This is a genomic window from Kitasatospora acidiphila (assembly GCF_006636205.1).
In the GTDB taxonomy this organism is placed as follows: Bacteria; Actinomycetota; Actinomycetes; order Streptomycetales; family Streptomycetaceae; genus Kitasatospora; species Kitasatospora acidiphila.
This window is the reverse complement of the sequence record NZ_VIGB01000003.1, coordinates 4,359,864-4,375,520: the sequence shown is the minus strand read 5'-3', so window position 1 is coordinate 4,375,520 and position 15,657 is coordinate 4,359,864. Positions and strand designations below refer to the sequence as shown.

19 protein-coding genes and 5 pseudogenes are annotated in these 15,657 nt (G+C 72.5%); 14 read left to right on the top strand and 10 right to left on the bottom strand.

Annotated features, from left to right (window positions below; translation table 11 throughout):
• The first annotated feature begins 80 nt into the window (after nt 1-80).
• Both E6W39_RS20595 and E6W39_RS43590 read left to right on the top strand, forming a co-directional pair.
• Nucleotides 81-1,220 carry a hypothetical protein gene (locus E6W39_RS20595; protein WP_141634772.1) on the top strand — a complete coding sequence of 380 codons (1,140 nt, stop codon included), beginning with the start codon at nt 81-83 and terminating at the stop codon, nt 1,218-1,220.
• A gap of 18 nt (nt 1,221-1,238) precedes the next feature.
• Nucleotides 1,239-1,788, top strand: a pseudogene (locus tag E6W39_RS43590) (sugar O-acetyltransferase).
• Nucleotides 1,789-2,111: 323 nt separating this feature from the next.
• On the opposite strand, the pseudogene E6W39_RS41810 reads toward E6W39_RS43590, so the two are convergent.
• Both E6W39_RS41810 and E6W39_RS20580 read right to left on the bottom strand, forming a co-directional pair.
• Nucleotides 2,112-2,321, bottom strand: a pseudogene (locus E6W39_RS41810) (MarR family transcriptional regulator); the annotation flags it as partial.
• Nucleotides 2,321-2,758, bottom strand: a complete 438-nt coding sequence (locus E6W39_RS20580; protein WP_228718253.1) for an SRPBCC family protein — start codon at nt 2,756-2,758, stop codon at nt 2,321-2,323. The pseudogene E6W39_RS41810 and the gene E6W39_RS20580, both read right to left, overlap by 1 nt.
• A gap of 114 nt (nt 2,759-2,872) precedes the next feature.
• Here E6W39_RS20580 and E6W39_RS41805 point away from each other — a divergent pair, with 114 nt between their 5' ends.
• Both E6W39_RS41805 and E6W39_RS41800 read left to right on the top strand, forming a co-directional pair.
• Entirely contained in the window at nt 2,873-3,130 is a 258-nt protein-coding gene (locus E6W39_RS41805) for a hypothetical protein (RefSeq protein WP_228718252.1), read from the top strand.
• The gene (locus E6W39_RS41800) at nt 3,091-3,276 is read left to right on the top strand and encodes a hypothetical protein (protein WP_228718251.1); all 186 of its coding nucleotides are present in this window, start codon (nt 3,091-3,093) and stop codon (nt 3,274-3,276) included. Before E6W39_RS41805 ends, E6W39_RS41800 begins: the two co-directional genes overlap by 40 nt.
• A gap of 48 nt (nt 3,277-3,324) precedes the next feature.
• Here E6W39_RS41800 and E6W39_RS20570 read toward each other — a convergent pair.
• Nucleotides 3,325-4,022 (bottom strand): annotated as a pseudogene (locus E6W39_RS20570) (MBL fold metallo-hydrolase).
• Between the two features lie 129 nt (nt 4,023-4,151).
• Between E6W39_RS20570 and E6W39_RS20565 the strand changes: the two are divergent.
• Nucleotides 4,152-5,238: pseudogene (locus E6W39_RS20565) on the top strand (MerR family transcriptional regulator).
• Nucleotides 5,239-5,275: 37 nt separating this feature from the next.
• On the opposite strand, the gene E6W39_RS20560 reads toward E6W39_RS20565, so the two are convergent.
• Nucleotides 5,276-5,878, bottom strand: coding sequence for a TetR/AcrR family transcriptional regulator (locus E6W39_RS20560; RefSeq protein WP_141634771.1), 603 nt, complete (start codon nt 5,876-5,878; stop codon nt 5,276-5,278).
• A 51-nt stretch (nt 5,879-5,929) separates the two neighbouring features.
• Between E6W39_RS20560 and E6W39_RS20555 the strand changes: the two genes are divergently transcribed.
• The 7 genes and pseudogenes from E6W39_RS20555 to E6W39_RS20530 all read left to right on the top strand — a co-directional run bounded on the left by E6W39_RS20555 (nt 5,930) and on the right by E6W39_RS20530 (nt 10,297).
• Nucleotides 5,930-6,523 carry an alpha/beta fold hydrolase gene (locus E6W39_RS20555; protein ID WP_228718250.1) on the top strand — a complete coding sequence of 198 codons (594 nt, stop codon included), beginning with the start codon at nt 5,930-5,932 and terminating at the stop codon, nt 6,521-6,523.
• A complete protein-coding gene (locus tag E6W39_RS41795; RefSeq protein ID WP_228718249.1) occupies nt 6,523-6,813 on the top strand; it encodes an alpha/beta fold hydrolase in 291 nt (96 codons plus the stop codon). Before E6W39_RS20555 ends, E6W39_RS41795 begins: the two co-directional genes overlap by 1 nt.
• Nucleotides 6,814-6,882: 69 nt before the next feature.
• Nucleotides 6,883-7,820 (top strand): annotated as a pseudogene (locus tag E6W39_RS20550) (ATP-binding cassette domain-containing protein).
• Nucleotides 7,821-7,869: 49 nt separating this feature from the next.
• On the top strand, nt 7,870-8,649 hold the full coding sequence (locus E6W39_RS20545) for an ABC transporter permease (RefSeq protein ID WP_141634770.1): 780 nt from the start codon (nt 7,870-7,872) through the stop codon (nt 8,647-8,649).
• Nucleotides 8,650-8,693: 44 nt separating this feature from the next.
• Entirely contained in the window at nt 8,694-9,461 is a 768-nt protein-coding gene (locus tag E6W39_RS20540; protein WP_141634769.1) for a MerR family transcriptional regulator, read from the top strand.
• Nucleotides 9,458-9,841 (top strand): hypothetical protein, encoded by a 384-nt coding sequence (locus tag E6W39_RS20535; protein ID WP_141634768.1) that lies wholly within the window; start codon nt 9,458-9,460, stop codon nt 9,839-9,841. The genes E6W39_RS20540 and E6W39_RS20535 overlap by 4 nt, the downstream gene beginning before the upstream one ends.
• A 27-nt stretch (nt 9,842-9,868) precedes the next feature.
• Nucleotides 9,869-10,297, top strand: a complete 429-nt coding sequence (locus E6W39_RS20530) for a protein-tyrosine phosphatase family protein (RefSeq protein WP_141634767.1) — start codon at nt 9,869-9,871, stop codon at nt 10,295-10,297.
• Nucleotides 10,298-10,325: 28 nt separating this feature from the next.
• Here the strand turns inward: E6W39_RS20530 and E6W39_RS20525 are convergent, their stop codons facing one another.
• From E6W39_RS20525 to E6W39_RS20515, 3 genes are all read right to left on the bottom strand, one after another.
• The gene (locus E6W39_RS20525; RefSeq protein ID WP_141634766.1) at nt 10,326-10,664 is read right to left on the bottom strand and encodes a DoxX family protein; all 339 of its coding nucleotides are present in this window, start codon (nt 10,662-10,664) and stop codon (nt 10,326-10,328) included.
• A 105-nt stretch (nt 10,665-10,769) separates the two neighbouring features.
• The gene (locus E6W39_RS20520) at nt 10,770-11,597 is read right to left on the bottom strand and encodes a patatin-like phospholipase family protein (RefSeq protein ID WP_181799370.1); all 828 of its coding nucleotides are present in this window, start codon (nt 11,595-11,597) and stop codon (nt 10,770-10,772) included.
• Nucleotides 11,598-11,650: 53 nt separating this feature from the next.
• The gene (locus E6W39_RS20515; RefSeq protein WP_141634764.1) at nt 11,651-12,325 is read right to left on the bottom strand and encodes a TetR/AcrR family transcriptional regulator; all 675 of its coding nucleotides are present in this window, start codon (nt 12,323-12,325) and stop codon (nt 11,651-11,653) included.
• Nucleotides 12,326-12,430: 105 nt separating this feature from the next.
• On the opposite strand from E6W39_RS20515, the gene E6W39_RS20510 reads away from it, so the two are divergent.
• Nucleotides 12,431-13,801, top strand: coding sequence for a serine hydrolase domain-containing protein (locus E6W39_RS20510; protein ID WP_141634763.1), 1,371 nt, complete (start codon nt 12,431-12,433; stop codon nt 13,799-13,801).
• Between the two features lie 15 nt (nt 13,802-13,816).
• Here E6W39_RS20510 and E6W39_RS20505 read toward each other — a convergent pair whose 3' ends face one another.
• The 3 genes from E6W39_RS20505 to E6W39_RS20500 are packed head-to-tail and all read right to left on the bottom strand — an operon-like array spanning nt 13,817 to nt 15,006.
• Nucleotides 13,817-14,206 carry a DUF6924 domain-containing protein gene (locus E6W39_RS20505; RefSeq protein WP_141634762.1) on the bottom strand — a complete coding sequence of 130 codons (390 nt, stop codon included), beginning with the start codon at nt 14,204-14,206 and terminating at the stop codon, nt 13,817-13,819.
• A 9-nt stretch (nt 14,207-14,215) separates the two neighbouring features.
• The gene (locus E6W39_RS41790; protein WP_228718248.1) at nt 14,216-14,383 is read right to left on the bottom strand and encodes an alpha/beta fold hydrolase; all 168 of its coding nucleotides are present in this window, start codon (nt 14,381-14,383) and stop codon (nt 14,216-14,218) included.
• On the bottom strand, nt 14,347-15,006 hold the full coding sequence (locus E6W39_RS20500) for an alpha/beta fold hydrolase (RefSeq protein ID WP_228718247.1): 660 nt from the start codon (nt 15,004-15,006) through the stop codon (nt 14,347-14,349). The genes E6W39_RS41790 and E6W39_RS20500 overlap by 37 nt, the downstream gene beginning before the upstream one ends.
• Nucleotides 15,007-15,066: 60 nt before the next feature.
• Here E6W39_RS20500 and E6W39_RS20495 point away from each other — a divergent pair, with 60 nt between their 5' ends.
• Nucleotides 15,067-15,501, top strand: a complete 435-nt coding sequence (locus E6W39_RS20495) for a GNAT family N-acetyltransferase (protein ID WP_101380556.1) — start codon at nt 15,067-15,069, stop codon at nt 15,499-15,501.
• The last annotated feature ends 156 nt before the right edge of the window (nt 15,502-15,657 follow it).

Below are 15,657 nucleotides of genomic sequence, written 5' to 3'. Positions count from 1 at the left end.
GTTCGTCAGGTCTCACGTACTGGCCTCAGGCGCTCGACGCAGTTGATCACGTCCGCCGCCCGGGGCGTAGAGTCGGCGGCATGACCGGGGTGGGAGCGGACACGGCGGCGACGGGTGCGGCCGCCTGGGAGCGGCGGACCGCCGAGCTGGCCGCGCTGCGGGCCGGCGGACGCTGGCCGCACGGACCCTCCACCGCCCTCGCGGTGCTCGGCCACGGCGGCCTGGAGGCCGCGCACCAGCGCTACCTCGCCTTCCTGCTCGACCCGCACGGCAGCCACGGCCTGGGCAGCACCCTGCTCGCCGCCCTGCTGCGCCGCGCCCGGCGACCGGACCTCGCGGCCGACACCGCCGCACTGGCCGAGGCCGGGGCGACGGTCCGGGCGGGCGGCCCGTTGCTGGTGAGCAGCCCGCGCTTCACGCTGCTGGTGGAGCTGCGGATCCGGGCCGCCGAGGGCCGGCCCGCCGCACTCGGCTGCTCCGCTGACCCGGTGCTCGTCCACCTGACCCCGAGCGGCCGCCCCGGGCCGTCCGCCGCCTACCACCCGGTCTCGCTGCTCCAGCTCTCCCGGGACCTCGCCGCCGCGCTCCAGACTCCGGCCCGCGGCGGCACCCACGAGGAGCGGGGCCGCGCCCTGGCGCGCGACTACCTCAACGTCCTGGAGGATCTGCTCGGCATGAGTCCCGTGAACGACGCCGCTGCCCGCTTCTGGCTCACCCACGGCCCCGAGATGGCGGCCGCCCGGCAGGCGGCCCGGGAGCTGCTGGCCGGCCTGCCAGACCGCACCCACGCGGCGCTCGCCGACCTGGCACCCCGGCTGGGCGACGGCCTGGAGGCGGCCTGGATCGAGTACCAGGCCTTCGACGGTCCTGAGGTGGCGGTGGTCCTGGGCCGCCGCGAGTGGCTGGCGCCCGGGCAGCCCCGCTGCGGGTTCGGGCTGGGCCAGCGGAGGGTCGAGGGCGGGTCCGACGGCGAGTGCGCGCCGTTCGTCGGGTTCTACTGCGAGGACGACCGGATGCGGGACGCCGTCTCCGCGCACTTCGGGCGCGAGCAGCGCGGCCGCCACTGGGCCCGCTGGGCACCGCTGCCGCTGCGCCCCGAGCCCCGGATGCCGGTGCTGGAGGGGCTGGCCCGCCGGGTCGCGGAGAGCGTCACCATGGGGTGGCGGGAGGACGGCGAGGTGATGGAGCGGCTCCGGGCGGGCGGAACCGCCGGGAGCTGACGGCTCGTTAGGAGGCTTGTGGGAGTCAACAAGGAACGCATGCTGGCCGGCGACTGGTACGTCCCCGACGACGAGGAGCTGGCCGCCGACACCCGGCGCCGGGCCGAGCTCTGCGCGGCCTTCAACGCGGAACCGCCCCCGGGGAGCGCCGCCGGATCCTGGCCGAACTGCTCGGCTCACTCGGCGCCGACGTCGGGATCCGCCCGCCGTTCCGCTGCGACTTCGGCTACCACGTCAGCATCGGCGACCGCACGTTCGTCAACTTCGGCGCCGTCTTCCTCGACGCCGCCCCGATCACCCTCGGCGCCGACGTCCAGATCGGCCCCAACGTCCAACTCCTCACCCCACCCACGAGCTGGACCCCGCCCGCCGCCGCGCCGGCTGGGAGCGCGCCCTCCCGGTGACCATCGGCGACAACGTCTGGCTCGGCGGTGGGGTCATCGTCTGCCCGGGCGTCACCATCGGCCCCGACACCGTCGTCGGCGCGGGGTCCGTGGTCACCCGCGACCTCCCGGCCGGGGTGCTGGCCGTGGGCAACCCGGCCCGGGTGGTGCGGGAGTTGGGGTGAGCTGAAAGCGCTCGCCTGCCGGGGGCGCATGTCGTTGCCCCGCCAGGGTCACCCTCGTCGCACGCCGACCGCGGAGCGGCGCTCCCGCGTCGCCGCCACCGCTCACGCCTCGGGGTGGGCCAGGCGGCGGAGCAGGGCGAGGGTGTCGGCGCGGGGAACGGGGGCGAAGAAGCGGCTGTCCACCTCCTCGACGGCCGCCATGGCGCGCGGCGCGAGGTCGGCGCCCGCCTCGGTGATCTGCAGGAGCTTGGCGCGGGTGTCGGCGGGTCGGTCTCCCGGCGCACCAGGCCCTTGGTCTCCAGCGCCCGGAGCACTTGCGAGGTCATCTTCACGTCGGTGCCGGCCTGAGTCGCCAGGGCGAGCTGATTGGGCTGCCGGCCCTGGGAGTTGAGCCACCAGGTGCAGGCGAGCAGGACGAACTGGACATGGGTGAGCTCCAGCGGCGCGAGTGCGGCGGCGATCTCGCGCTGCCAGCGCAGGGTGGTGTGCCAGAGCAGGAAGCCGGGGCTGTCGCCGGGGCCGGGCTCGGCCATCAGGCGGCTGCCGTCTCGGCGTTCGCCTGCTCGGCCAGCTTGACCAGGGCGGCCATGGTCTCCGGCCAGTCGCCGGTGATCGCGGGCCGATCTGCGCCCCGAGCTCGTCCGCGCCCTCGCCGGTCATCTCCATCCGGTAGGTCACCCGGGAGCCGCCCTCGGCGAGCTGGTCCGCCAGGTGCGTGGTCCGCAGCACCACGCCCCCGAACCGGGCCTCGTCCACGAACCGGCGGTCGGCCTCGACCTCGGCGATCTCCAGCCGCACGGGCTCCTGGCCGCCGGGTCATGGTGATCACGCTGCCGTCGGCGAACGGGCCGTCCAGCGCGATGGCCTCGATGTCCGTGTTCCAGACCGGCCAGTTGAGCACGTCGGCCCAGAGGCGGAAGACGGCGGCGGGGGTGGCGGTGGTGTCGATGCTGTTCTCGTAGCTCCACATGGCGGTTCGCTCCTCGTGTCGGTCGGTGCCGTTCCGTTTGCTCTGAGAAGAGACTATCTGCGCGAAGACTATCTGTCCATAGACCGTCAGATATTCATGTGCTCGGGACTTCTGATGATCCGTGAGGCATGGAAGAGTGCCGCCCATGAGCAGCAGGCGCAGCTACCCCTCCCCGATGTCCTGCGGGTCCTCGCCGAGTTGGTCGCCTGGGTGGCGCTGCCCTGGGCGCTGGGCCGCATCTCGCTCTGGCTGGCCCCGCTGGCCCTGCTGGTGCTGATCGGCCTCCCGGCGGTGCTGGCCACCCCCGGGACAACGGCAAGCAGAACGTCCCGGTGCCGATCCCGGGTTGGGGCACCATCGGCCTGGTCCTGATGGAGCTGAGCGCGGCGGTGGCGGGCGCATGGCTGCTCTGGCCCGCCTGGGCGGCGGTGCCGGTCACCCTGCTGGCACTGGCCTGCGTGGCGACCGAGCAGCCGCGCTGGCACCGGCTGCTGGCCGGCCCCAACTCCGGGGCCTGACGCAGAAGTCGACCCAGCCGACTTCCCGCGCCCGAGGCCGCACCCGCCTCACGACGGCTCCCACACCGAGCAGTCATGTGCGAACAGCACCCGCCGCGGATCGAACTCCATCAGCCGGTCGATCCACCTCCGATGGCTCGGCAGTGGCTGCGCCACCCCCTCCAGCGCCGCCCGCCGCGCGAGCTCGGCCGCCCCGAACTCCGAGGCGAAGTCGTGCGCCTGGCCGGCCAGCACCACCGTCCCGTCCCCTTGCCGCACCACCAGCGACTGATGCCCGTCCGTGTGCCCGGGAGTCGGGATGACCCACACTCCGGGCCAGACCTCGGCCTCCCCGCCGAGCTCCTCGTAGACCACGCCCGGGAAGTCCACCAGCTCCTCGAACGTGTACTCCCCCCGCCGGGCCTCGGCCAGTTCGCCGCGCTGCACCAGGACCGGCTTGCCGCCCAGCAGCGGGTTGCCTCCGCAGTGGTCGAAGTGCAGATGGCAGTTCACCACCACGTCGACGTCGGCCACCGTGACCCCGCCCCCGCGAGCGCAGCCTCCAACGGCCGCCGCCTCGGCCGGTAGTGCGCCTCGGTCTCGGCATCCGCGGCGCCCATCCCGGTGTCGAAGAGGATCAGCCCCTCCACACGCCGCACCAGATACCCGAGCACCGGCTCCACCCGTGGTTCCGGGCCGCCCGTCTCACCGGCCGGCCGAACGAAGTACCCGAGGTCGAGTCGACGCACCTGCGCGTTCTGCTCCATCGACCTATCTTGGCCGGGCTCGTGGCGCTGCCACAGCGGTTTACCCGGATCAGGAGCGCAGCGCTTGACCCTCACGCGGCGTGATGCGGCATTGTCAACGGCGTGGAAGAGCACCTGACCGTAGGACGTGTGGCCGAGCTGGCCGGCGTGAGCGTTCGCACGCTGCATCACTATGACGAGATCGGCCTCGTGCAGCCGTCCGCGCGGACGGCGATCGGGTACCGGACCTACTCGGCGGTTGACGTGGAGCGACTGCGGGAGGTGCTCGCCTACCGGCGGCTGGGCTTCGGGTTGCGCGAGATCGCGGATCTGGTGGACGACCCGACGACGGACGCGGTCGCGCACCTGCACCGGCTGCGCGGCCTGCTGCTGGAACAGCGCGACCGCGCTGCCGCCATGGTGGCGGCGATCGACAGGGAACTGGAGGCACGGGCCATGGGGATCAGGACGACACCGGAGGAGCAACTCAAAGTGTTCGGCGCGCAGTTGTACGAGGCCATCGGATCCGCCTACCCGGCGACGCGGCGCACCGAGCCGCGGATCGCCGCGCAGATCTGGGACGCGCTCGGGGACGCGCGGACGGTGCTGAACGTCGGGGCCGGCACCGGCTCCTACGAGCCTGCCGACCGCAACGTGACCGCGGTGGAGCCATCGGCGGTCATGCGGGGCAGCGGGCTGCCGGCTCGGCGCCGTGCGTGGCCGCCGCCGCGGAGAGCCTGCCGTTCGAGGACCAGTCCTTCGACGTCGCGATGGCCGTCTCCACCGTTCACCACTGGGGGACCCGATAGCGGGGCTGCGCGAGATGCGGCGCGTGGCCCGCCGCGTGGTGGTGCTCACGTTCGACACCGACGAGCCCGGCTGGCAGGACCGGTTCTGGCTCACCCGCGACTACCTGCCCGAGTTCGCCGCCGTCCTCGCAGAATTCCCCTCGCTCGCCGGCATGGCCGACGCGATCGGCGCCCGCGCTGAGCCGGTGCCCATCCCGTGGGACTGCGCCGACGGCTTCTTCGAGGCCTACTGGCGCCGGCCCGAGGCGTACCTGGACGAACCCGTGCGCCGCGCGATGTCGGTGTGGACCAGGGTCGGGCCCAAGGTCGAGCAGCGGGCGGTCGGCAGGCTCCGCGAGGACCTTGCCTCGGGCCGGTGGGCCGAACGCAACGCCGAGCTGGTCGGCCGCGACGCGGCAGACCTCGGACTGCGCCTCCTCGTGGCCTGAACCCCTCGTGCGCGAGAGGGCTGACTTCCCATCAAGGTCAGCCCTCGAACAGCTCCTCCAGGTGGTGCCGCAGGATCGCCAGCGCCGCCTCCCCGTCCCGCTGGCCCCCCAGCACACTTGAGCCCAGCCCGTTGACCATCGCCAGCAGTCCGGCGGCCGTCATCTCGGGGTTCCTCGCCGCGTCGACCTCCCCGGCTTCCTGGGCCGCGCGGATCTGCTTGGTGAGGAACCCCTCCAGCAGGTCGGGCTGGGCGGCGCCGTGCTTGGCGAGCACCTCGGGATCGTTCAACACCAGTGCGTAGTAAGCGGCGTAGGTCCTGGCGATCCGGCGGCTCTCGGCGTCCGTGGGCAGGATGCAGGACAGCACCGCCGTCACGTTGCCGCGCGGGGTGGGCGGGGTGCCGGCCGCGGTGATCCACTGGGCCATGCGGGCCTGGAGTTGGGCGCCGAGGCGCTCCAGGGCGTCGAGGAGCAGGCCTTCCTTGGTCGTGAAGTAGTACTGCACCAGCCGGAGCGAGACGCCGGCCTCGGCGGCGACCGCGCGCATGCTGGCCGACTGCAGGCCCTGGGTGTCGGCGATCCGTAGCAGCGCTTCGGCGATCTGGCGCCGGCGTTCCTCGTGTTCGACTCGCGCGGTCATACTGCGATACCTCCCTGGTACACCCGTATCATGCCGTGATACAGATGTATCATGCGAATCAGCCAGTTCAAGAACGCCAAGGCCGAGGACCGATTCCGCACCGCCTACGAGCGGACGCTGGCAGAGCTGTGGCCTGGCCCGCGCACCGCCGTCGACGTCCCGACCGCCTTCGGCACCACCCGCGTCTACCGGACCGGCCCGCAGCGGGGGGAGCCCGTCGTGCTGCTGCCCGGGTCGGGCGGAAACTCGCTGATGTGGCACCGATACATCGATCCGCTGAGCCGGCGGCACCCGCTGATCGCCGTCGACACCATCGGCGAACCGGGCGCGAGCGTGCAGACCGCCCCGATCGCGGACGGGCGGGACGGCGCCGCGTGGCTGGAAGAGCTGCTGGCCGCACTGGAGGTGACGTCCGCTCACCTGGTCGGCTGCTCCTACGGCGGTTGGCTCGCCCTGGGCCACCAGATCCAGCACCCCGGCGGACCGCCTCCCTCACCCTCCTCGACCCCGCCGGCTTCGCCACCTTCGGCCCCCGCTTCTACGCCTGGCTGGTCGCCGGCGGGCTCGCCTCCGCCGCGCCGCGCCCGCTCCGCCCCCGGCTGGCCCGGCTGGTGGGCAACAGCGCGATCCTGGAGACCGAACTGATGAGCCTGATGCGCGCGTCGATGGGATTCAGCCGCGTCCTCCCGGTGCCGCCGGTCTTCTCGGACGACGAACTGCGCCGGCTGGGCGAGGTGCCGTCCCTGTTCCTGCTCGGGGCCCGCAGCGCCCTCCACGACTCGGGCCAAGTCGCGGACCGCATCGGCTCGTTGGTGCCATCGGCCCGAGTGGAGATCGTCTCCGGCACCGGTCACGCGCTGCCGACCGACCGACCGGACCTGGCGATCGACCGCATCCTGCACACCGTCGCCAACGCCTCCCGCAACCGCCGGTGAAGCTCCCCGAAGGCTGACGCCGAGTCAGGGCTTGACCTTGACCCTGCGTCAGCCTTCGAGCATGTGGACATGACGACGACGCAGCCCCCGCAGCCCGCTCTGACAGCCACCGGTCTCCGCAAGTCCTACGGCCCCAAGACCGTCCTCGACGGCATCGACCTCACCGTCCCGGCCGGCACGGTGTTCGCCCTCCTGGGCCCCAACGGCGCGGGCAAGACCACCACCGTCCGCATCCTCTCCACCCTCATCCCCGCCGACGCCGGCCGGGCCCGGATCGCCGGCCACGACCTGGCGGCCGCGCCCGAGGCCGTCCGGGCGGCGATCGGGGTCACCGGGCAGTTCTCCGCCGTGGACAACCTGCTCACCGCCGAGGAGAACCTGGTCCTGATGGCGGACCTGCACCACCTCGGCCGCCGCCCGGGCCGCCGCCGCGCCGCCGAACTCCTCGAACGCTTCGTGCTCACCGACGTCGCGGACAAGCCGATCTCCACCTACTCCGGTGGCATGCGGCGCCGGCTCGACCTGGCGATGACGCTGGTCGGGTCGCCGAAGGTGATCTTCCTGGACGAGCCGACCACCGGCCTGGACCCGCGCAGCCGCCGCGACCTCTGGCAGATCGTCCGGGAGCTGGTCGCCGACGGGTCACCATCTTCCTCACCACGCAGTACCTGGAGGAGGCCGACCAACTGGCCGATCGGATCGCGGTGCTGGACGGCGGCCGGATCGTCGCCGAGGGCACGGCGGCCGAGCTCAAGCGGCTCATCCCCGGCGGGCACATCACCCTCCGATTTGCCGACGCGGCCGCGCTGGCCACGGCGGCCCGGGCCCTGGAGGCGACCGCCGTGGACGAGGACGCCCTGACCGCGCAGATCCCCAGCGACGGCGGCGTGGAGTCGCTGCGGTCCGTGCTCGACCGGCTGGACGCCGCCCGCGTCGCCGCCCAGGAGCTCTCGGTGCACACCCCGGACCTGGACGACGTCTTCCTGGCCCTGACCGGCAACCGCTGACCCCCGGTCCCACTCACCCCTCACCACTGAAGCCACCGAAGGACTCCCGATGAGCACCCACACCGTCACCGACACCCTCACCCTGCTGCGCCGCAACCTCCGGCACACCCTGCGCTACCCGTCCATGACGATCGGATCGGTCTTCGGCCCGGTGATCATGCTGCTGCTGTTCGTCGGTGTCCTCGGCAAGACCCTCGGAGCCGGGCTCGCCGGCTCCCACAGCGGCGGCTACATCGGCTACATCGCGCCGGGCATCATCATCACGGCGGTGGCGTCGGGCAGCATGGCCACGGCGGTCGCGGTCTGCGTCGACATGACCGAAGGCATCGTCGACCGGTTCCGGACCATGCCGATATCCAGGGTCGCCATCCTGGCCGCCCATGTCATCAACAGCGTCCTGACCACCGTGGTCAGCACCGCCTCGGTGATCGCCGTCTCGGTGGCGCTCGGCTTCCGCCCGCACGCCGACCTCGCGCACTGGCTGGCCGCCGCCGGTCTGATGCTCGCGCTGACCGTCTCGCTGACCTGGCTGGCGGTGGCGATGGGCCTGGGCTGCGACACCCCGGAGGCGGCCAGCAACGCGCCGATGCTGATCGTCTTCCTGCCCTTCATCGGCAGCGCGTTCGCCCCGGCGTCGTCGATGCCGGTCGGGGTCCGCCAGTTCGCCGAGTACCAGCCCTTCACGCCCGCCATCGAGACCATCCGCGGCCTGCTGACCGGCGCCCCGGTCGGCCACAACGCGGTCATCGCGCCGGCCTGGTGCGTCGTGATCGCGGCGGCCGGCTACACCTGGGCCGTGGCCTCCTTCAAGCGCGGTCGGGCACACTGATGACCTTCATCACACGCCGGCGCCGCCGGTCCAGGGGGTTGTCGATGCTGACCATCAAGCGGCTCGCCGAGTACGTCGGGGTGACGGTGCGTGCGGTGCGGCACTACCACCAGAGCGGGCTGCTGGCCGAGCCCGAGCGGGACGCCTCCGGCTACCGGCGGTACGACGCGCAGGCGGTCATCGACCTGATCCGCGTCAAGACCCTGGCCGAGGCGGGCGTCCCGCTGACCCGGGTGCAGGAGCTGATGGCCGCCGACCCCGAGCAGTTCGCGGCGGCCGTCACGGAGATCGACAAGGCGCTCGCCCAGCAGATCCGCGAGCTGAAGGAACGCCGCCGCCGGGTCGCCCAGCTCACGGCCGGCGAGCGGCTCTTCCTCCCGCCCGAGATCGCCGACTACCTGGCCGAGCTGCGGGCCCTCGGGGTCAGCGACCGGGGGCTGGCGATGGAGCGGGACGGCTGGATCATGCTCGCGGCCAACTACCCGGAGAAGGCGCTGGAGTGGATCGCGCTGAAGCGCGCCGACCTGACCGATCCGGACTACCGGCAGTCCTACCTCGCCTACGACCAGGCCTACGACTGGGACCCGGCCGACCCCCGCGTGGAGCAGCTCGCCGACGCCATGGCCGCCCGCTTCGTCCAGCAGGTCCAGGACGCGGGCGCGGACCTCGCGGAGCTGTCCGCCCGTCAGGTCCTCTCCGCCGACGAGCAGTCGCTCCTCTCCGCCCATGTGAACGACTACTCCCCGGCCTGGATCCGCCTGAACGAACTCATCGCCCACCGCGTCCAGGCGGCGTCGAAGGACCATCGATGAAGATCGCCGGTCACTACCGCGAGTTCTGGTCACCGGGCGGGCAGGCCGCGCTCGGCAGCATCGCGGAGTTCACCAGGCGCGGCCCGGCCGGGAGCGAGGAAGAGCTCGTGACGTACCTGGGCGCCGGGCACCGGCTCCGGTCGTTCATGGGGGTGGTCGGTGATGTGCTGGGGAGCGACCAGCGTCTGCTGGGTGGCGAGGACATCCGCACGGACGGCGAGTGGGTGTGGCGCGATGATCTGAGCTCCTATCTGCGGACCTACCATGTCGAGCTCCCCGCCGAGTTCGTCGAGCACGCGCGCTCCGTCGGCTTCACGGTGCCCGCCGTGCCGCGTCATCGGCTTGTCGAGTCGGCCGATTCGGTCAGGGCGCTCCTCTGAACGCCGGGGGCCGTTTATGCTCGCGGGATGACGAGCACCTGGGAGCCTGGGACCGCAGGTCTGCTGCGACTGCCGTCGGGGCGGCTGGTGCGTGGCAGGGGGCTGCTGAACCCGTTGCCGGTGGGGCAGTTGCCGACGTTCGGGCTCTACCTGCTGGACAGCCGGCCGCCTGCCGCCCAGTGGGAGTCGGACTGGCTGCGCTGGCCGGACTTCGGGGTGCCGGCCGACAGCGTTGAGGTCGCGGCCGTCCTGCGCGAGGTGTGGCACCGGCTCGGGGAGGAGCGGGTCGAGCTGGCCTGCGCGGCAGGGAAGGGACGGACCGGGACGGCGCTGGCCTGCCTCGCCGTGCTGGACGGGGTGCCGAACGGCGAGGCGGTGGCCTATGTGCGGGAGCACTACTCCCCGGACGCGGTGGAGACGCCCGCGCAGGACCGCTATGTGGCTCGCTTCCACTGAGGTTCCGCTGAGGTTCCACTGACCGGGGTCAGGCCAGCAGCAGCGAGGCGAGCGCGGGGGCCAGGTAGACCAGCGGGAACGGGATGTGGCCGTAGGCGCGGGCCCGGGCGCAGGTGATGGCGGCGCCGAGGAAGTACAGCACCAGGCCGATGCCGGCCAGGGTGCCGATGACCGGCACGGCCAGGCCGACCAGCAGGCCCACGGCGCCCGCGACCTTGGCGGCGCCGAGGAACGGCCACCACGAGCGCGGGACGCCGTACTGGGTGAGCGGCTCGACGACGAACTTGGCGCCGGCGAAGATGGATCCGCCGGAGAAGCCGGCCATGACGGCGCCCAGGACGGTGACGACGGTGTAGGTGGTGGACATGGTGTTCTCCTCGTTCGGTTCGTTCGGTGCGGTGGTTCCTTGCGGCTTCACTGGGATGACCCCGGGCCGCGCGGGAACGTGACAGAACGAGGAGAAGTTTTTTCGTCAGTCCGTGAGGGGAGCCGACTCCCAGACGGCGCGCACCCGTTCGGCGACCTCAGCGGCCTGGCGAAGTCCGGCGCGGTAGGCGGGGACTTGGGCGGCCGGGTCCATCGGGTTGGCGCCGAAGGCGCGCACCGACTCCTCGTCGGGCCCGATGCTCAGCTCGGTGTCGGTCTCCGCGGCGCGCTGCGGGTACTGATGGGCCATCGGCTCGATCGCGACCAGCCGCCGGGCGCCGGCCGCGAGGTCCGCGTTGCTGCCGGCCCGCAGCGCGCCGTCCAGGTACCGCCTGCCGTTGACGGTGACCGGCGGCGCCGTGCCCGGGAACGCACTGCTGGCCGCGACCGCACGGGCCAGCGGCACACCGGAGTCGCGGTCCCACACCACCGGTTCGCCGTCCTCGGCCGCCACGGCTGGGATCAGCAGCCGCTGCTCGGGCCAGTCGTCGGTGCCGATCAGCGCGCGGCGCCCGGCGATCAGGGCCTGCTCCAGCTCGGGGTCGGCGGTGGCGAGCGCGATGGCACCCACTCGGCGCCGCGCCTCGCCCGGCTCCTGCCCCGGGGTGCCGAGCACCGCGAACACCTCGCCGAGCCGGCTGCCGTCCAGCCGCCCCTGCGGCCCGGACCCGCTCGGGGGCGTGTCGAAAAGCTCCAAGTCCTGCCCGGTGCACAGCATCCCGGCCACGATCGCACCGGCCGAGGTCGCCACGACCAGGTCGGCCTCCGCCGGTTCCACGCCCGCCCGGCGCAGGCCGACCAGCAGGCCGGCCGTCCAGGCGGTGCCGACCTGACCCCCAGGGCCCAGCACCAGGGCGCGCTCGATGGTGTTCATGATCATCCCCAGTCAACTATCCGGTGTACGAAGCGACTTGATGATCATATGTCTCACCTGCTCAGCCGTGCCGCCAATCCGTCGAGGATCACCTGCAGTCCGAACTCGAAGGCGCCGTCGGGGGCTGCCGCGTAGTCGGTGGCGGCGGGCGTGCCCATCCGCTCGCGCAGGCGGGGGAAGTCGCGGGCGATCTCGGTGCTGCGGGCGACGGCTTCGGCCATCCGCTGCTCGGCGTCCTCGCCGGCGCGGTTGAGGCGGCGGGTGAGGGAGACGTCGACGGCGGGGCCGAGCGCGCTGCCCAGGACGTAGAGGAGGACGGTGGCGGCGGCCCGGTCCGCGTCGGCGGGGGCGAAGCCGGCCTGCTCGTAGAGCGCGAGGCTGTGGTCGTCGTGGCGGGCCATGGCCGGGCCGTACATCAGGTGGCTGCCGAAGGCCTGGCTGAGCCAGGGGTGGCGGCCCAGCATCTCGTGCAGGCTGGTCGCCATCGCGGTGGCGGCGCTGCGCCAGTCGGTGGCGGCGAGATCGGGCAGCCGCACCTCGTCCCAGACCGTGTCGGCGGCGAGCCGGACCAGTTCGTCCTTGGTCTTGATGTGCCAGTAGACGGCGGTGGCGGCCGCGCCGAGGCGGCTGCCGAGGCTGCGCATGTTGAGCCCGTCCAGGCCTTCCTGGTCCAGGAGTTCGATGGCGGCGCGGACGATCTGGTCGGCGGTCAGCGTGTTGCGGGGCATGGCACGCAGTCTAGTTGAACTTAGTTCAGGCGAGGGTCTTGCACTTAGTTCAACTGGCGGGCTACCTTCTTCTCGTACTTAGTTCAAGTGCCCAAGGGGGAAGACATGAACCAGCACGAGCAGCTCGCCGCCTTCGTCGCCGCCACGGCCGAGGAGTTCGGCGTGCCCGGCCTCTCGGTCGGCATCCTGACGGACGGGCAGGAGCTCACCGCCGCCCACGGCGTGACCAGCGTGGACAACCCGCTGCCGGTGACCGCCGACACGCTGTACCCGCTGGCCTCGGTGTCCAAGACCGTCACCGCCACCGCGGTGATGCGGCTGGTCGCCCAGGGCCGGCTGGAGCTGGACGCGCCGGTGCGCCGCTACGTTCCCGAACTGCGGCTCGCCGACGAGCAGGCCGCCGAGCGGATCACCGTGCTCAACCTGCTCAACCACACCGCCGGCCTCGACTGGAACCTGGTCGGCGCCGCGGCGGGGGACGGGTCGCCGGCGTCGTTCGTGGCGGGGATGGCCGAGCTGCCGCTGATCGCCGAGCCGGGCGCGCGGTCCTCGTACAGCCAGGCCGGCTACAACCTGCTCGGGTTGGTGATCGAGAAGGTCACCGGGCTGCCGTTCGAGAAGGCGGTGGCGGAGCTGGTGCTGGAGCCGGTCGGGCTGTGCAACAGCTTCTTCGACACGGACGACATCATGGTCCGGCGGTTCGCCGTCGGCCACAGCCGCGGCGAGGACGGGGAGTTGCGACCGGCCACGCCCTGGCGGGCGTTCCGCTCCGACGACCGCGCCAACAACCCGGGCGGCGGCCTGGTCTCCTCGGTGAGCGACCTGCTGCGCTGGGCCCGGTTCCACCTCGGCACGGGCGACGGCGTGCTGCCCGCCGAACTGCTGCGCAGCATGCGGGAGCAGACCGTGGAACTGCGCGCCAGCAGCTTCGGGGACGGCGTCGGGATCTGCTGGTTCCTGCGCGAGGTGGGCGGTGCGCGGACCATCGGGCACGGCGGTTCGGGCAACGGCCAGTTCACCGAGCTGCTGATCGTGCCGGAGCGGAACTTCGCGGTCGTCTCGCTGGCCAACGTCGGCCCGGACGGCTACAACGCCAACCAGCGCGTGGTCGCCTGGGCGCTGGAGCACTACCTCGGCCTGGTCGAGGAGCAGCCGGAGCCGGTCGCCTACGACGAGGCGAAGGCCCGCGAGGTGGCGGGCCGCTACGAGAACGACGCGATGGTCGTGGACATCGCCACCGACGGCAGCGGGCTCACCATGGCGGTCGGGATCAAGCCGGAGATCCGGGCGGCGGCCGACGAGGAGATGCCCGCGGACTACGAGCCGGCCGCCTTCGGGTTCCTGGACGCCGGCGGTGACGAGTACGTCATCACCGAGGGCGGGCTGCAGGGGCAGCGCGGCTACTTCAGCCGGGACGCCCGGGGTGCGGTGACCGGGGTGGACCTGGCCGGGCGGCTCTTCCCCCGCAGCGTCTGAACCCGCAGCGCCGGACTAGAAGCCCGGGAAGCCCCGGAAGACGCCGTCCTCCTCGACCTCCCGGGCGACGTCGTCGAACTCCAGGTTGGCCAGCGAGAGCTCCGTCTCCACGGACTGCAGTTCGCTGGCCACCACCCGGATCGAGCGCTGCTCCAGGAGATCGACGAGCAGAACCGGAAGTTCGTGCGAGGAGAACGTCACTTGGTCGGCCAGTGCCACCAGCCGCTGGGCGACGTCCTCGGGCAGCAGCGGGATGACCTGTTCGGTGCTCAGGCCGGCGTACCCGGGCTCCTCCACCAGTGCCACCTCGGCAACGGAGCCCTCGTCGGACGGGGTGCGGACGGCGCTGCACAGGGCGTCCCAGCCGGCCTGGTCGGCGAAGTCGGTGCGGATCAGCAGGGTCACCGCTCCAGGTTAACCGAGCAGCGCTGACACGGCGTCAACAAGGAGCCGGGGCGCGCGGAGTGGCGGCAGATGGTCGACGCCGGGCAGCACGGTGAGCCGGCAGCCGGGGAGCCGGCGGGCCATCTCCAGGTTGAGCTCGATCAGCGGCGGCCAGTCGAGGTCCCCGACCAGCAGCACGCCCGGCACCGCGACCTCGCCCAGCCGGTCGTAGCTCGGCGGGTCCTCGCGCAGGAACTCGTCCTCCCCGGGCCAGGCCGCGGCCGCCGAGCGCAGCTGGGCCACCGCCGCCGGATCGGAGCCGGCCGCGCCCCACACGCGCAGCCCCAGGCGGTCAGCCCGTCGAGGTCGCCGGCCGCGATCAGCGCGTCGTACTCGGCGTCCAGCTCCGGCGTCGGCGGCCACTCGTAGCCGTTGACGCCGGGGCAGAGCAGGGCGAGCGCGCTGACCCGCTCGGGGTGCTCCACTGCCAGGGCGAGCGCGGTCGCGCCGCCCATGCTGCAGCCGACCAGCGCGACCCGCTCCAGGTCGAAGTGGTCGAGCACCGAGACCAGGTCGGCCGGCATCGAGTACGGGACGGTCGGGGCCGGCGAGTTGCCGTAGCCGCGCACGTCGTAGCGGATCACCCGGTAGCGGGCGGTCAGGCCGGGCAGCATCGGCTCCCAGATGCCAGCGTCGCCGACTCCCGGGTGCAGCAGCACAACTGGTGGCCCGTCACCGCCGCTGTCATAGGCCCGGACGGTGCCGCCCACGACCGTGATGTCGAGCGCCGTGGTGTCAAGTGCCGTGCTGTCCAACGCCATACGGGTCCCCTCCGCGATTTCCGATTCCCCGGTCGCGAGTGTGGCGCAACAATGAGCCGCATGCTCACCATTGACAGGCTGACCGAGGGCGACCGCGCGGACTGGGCGGAGCTCTTCCGCGACTACTTCACCTTCTACAAGCGGGACGAGCCGCAGGAGACCTACGACCGCTCCTGGGCCGGCTTCCAGGAGGACACCCGGATCCACGCGCTCGGCGCCAAGCTGGACGGGCGGCTGGTCGGGATCACCCACTTCCTGGTGCACGCCAACACCTCGGGCCCGGACGTCTGCTACCTGCAGGACCTGTTCACGGCTGCCGACGTGCGCGGCAGGGGCGTGGCGCGGGCGCTGATCGAGGCGGTGGTCGAGTTCGCCCGCGAGCGCGGCTGCGGGCGCGTCTACTGGATGACCCACGAGACCAACGCCACCGCCCGGCTGCTCTACGACAAGGTGGCCGACAACCGCGGCTTCATCCGCTACCAGATCGACCTGTGATCGACCGGTAGGCGCCAGGCCGCTCGGGCTCCCGGGGCCCGGGGGACTCGTGAGATCCACGACCCAGGTGGCTGGGAAGACTCTGGGAGTTGCCTCAACGGCGTCTTCGACGGGGAGAGGCCGCCGGGGCATTTGTCCGAATATGTCGGCGATCGC

What these genes read in the sequence shown, in the direction of transcription:
- E6W39_RS20595 (WP_141634772.1), top strand. Translation starts at nt 81, where the DNA reads ATGACCGGGGTGGGAGCGGACACGGCGGCGACGGGTGCGGCCGCCTGG.
- E6W39_RS41795 (WP_228718249.1), top strand. Translation starts at nt 6,523, where the DNA reads ATGAGCCTGATGCGCGCGTCGATGGGATTCAGCCGCGTCCTCCCGGTG.
- E6W39_RS20555 (WP_228718250.1), top strand. Translation starts at nt 5,930, where the DNA reads ATGCGAATCAGCCAGTTCAAGAACGCCAAGGCCGAGGACCGATTCCGC.
- E6W39_RS20525 (WP_141634766.1), bottom strand. Translation starts at nt 10,664, where the DNA reads ATGTCCACCACCTACACCGTCGTCACCGTCCTGGGCGCCGTCATGGCC.
- E6W39_RS20495 (WP_101380556.1), top strand. Translation starts at nt 15,067, where the DNA reads ATGCTCACCATTGACAGGCTGACCGAGGGCGACCGCGCGGACTGGGCG.
- E6W39_RS20545 (WP_141634770.1), top strand. Translation starts at nt 7,870, where the DNA reads ATGAGCACCCACACCGTCACCGACACCCTCACCCTGCTGCGCCGCAAC.
- E6W39_RS41805 (WP_228718252.1), top strand. Translation starts at nt 2,873, where the DNA reads ATGATCCGTGAGGCATGGAAGAGTGCCGCCCATGAGCAGCAGGCGCAG.
- E6W39_RS20500 (WP_228718247.1), bottom strand. Translation starts at nt 15,006, where the DNA reads ATGGCGTTGGACAGCACGGCACTTGACACCACGGCGCTCGACATCACG.
- E6W39_RS20520 (WP_181799370.1), bottom strand. Translation starts at nt 11,597, where the DNA reads ATGAACACCATCGAGCGCGCCCTGGTGCTGGGCCCTGGGGGTCAGGTC.
- E6W39_RS20560 (WP_141634771.1), bottom strand. Translation starts at nt 5,878, where the DNA reads ATGACCGCGCGAGTCGAACACGAGGAACGCCGGCGCCAGATCGCCGAA.
- E6W39_RS20530 (WP_141634767.1), top strand. Translation starts at nt 9,869, where the DNA reads ATGACGAGCACCTGGGAGCCTGGGACCGCAGGTCTGCTGCGACTGCCG.
- E6W39_RS20510 (WP_141634763.1), top strand. Translation starts at nt 12,431, where the DNA reads ATGAACCAGCACGAGCAGCTCGCCGCCTTCGTCGCCGCCACGGCCGAG.
- E6W39_RS20540 (WP_141634769.1), top strand. Translation starts at nt 8,694, where the DNA reads ATGCTGACCATCAAGCGGCTCGCCGAGTACGTCGGGGTGACGGTGCGT.
- E6W39_RS20515 (WP_141634764.1), bottom strand. Translation starts at nt 12,325, where the DNA reads ATGCCCCGCAACACGCTGACCGCCGACCAGATCGTCCGCGCCGCCATC.
- E6W39_RS20580 (WP_228718253.1), bottom strand. Translation starts at nt 2,758, where the DNA reads ATGTGGAGCTACGAGAACAGCATCGACACCACCGCCACCCCCGCCGCC.
- E6W39_RS20535 (WP_141634768.1), top strand. Translation starts at nt 9,458, where the DNA reads ATGAAGATCGCCGGTCACTACCGCGAGTTCTGGTCACCGGGCGGGCAG.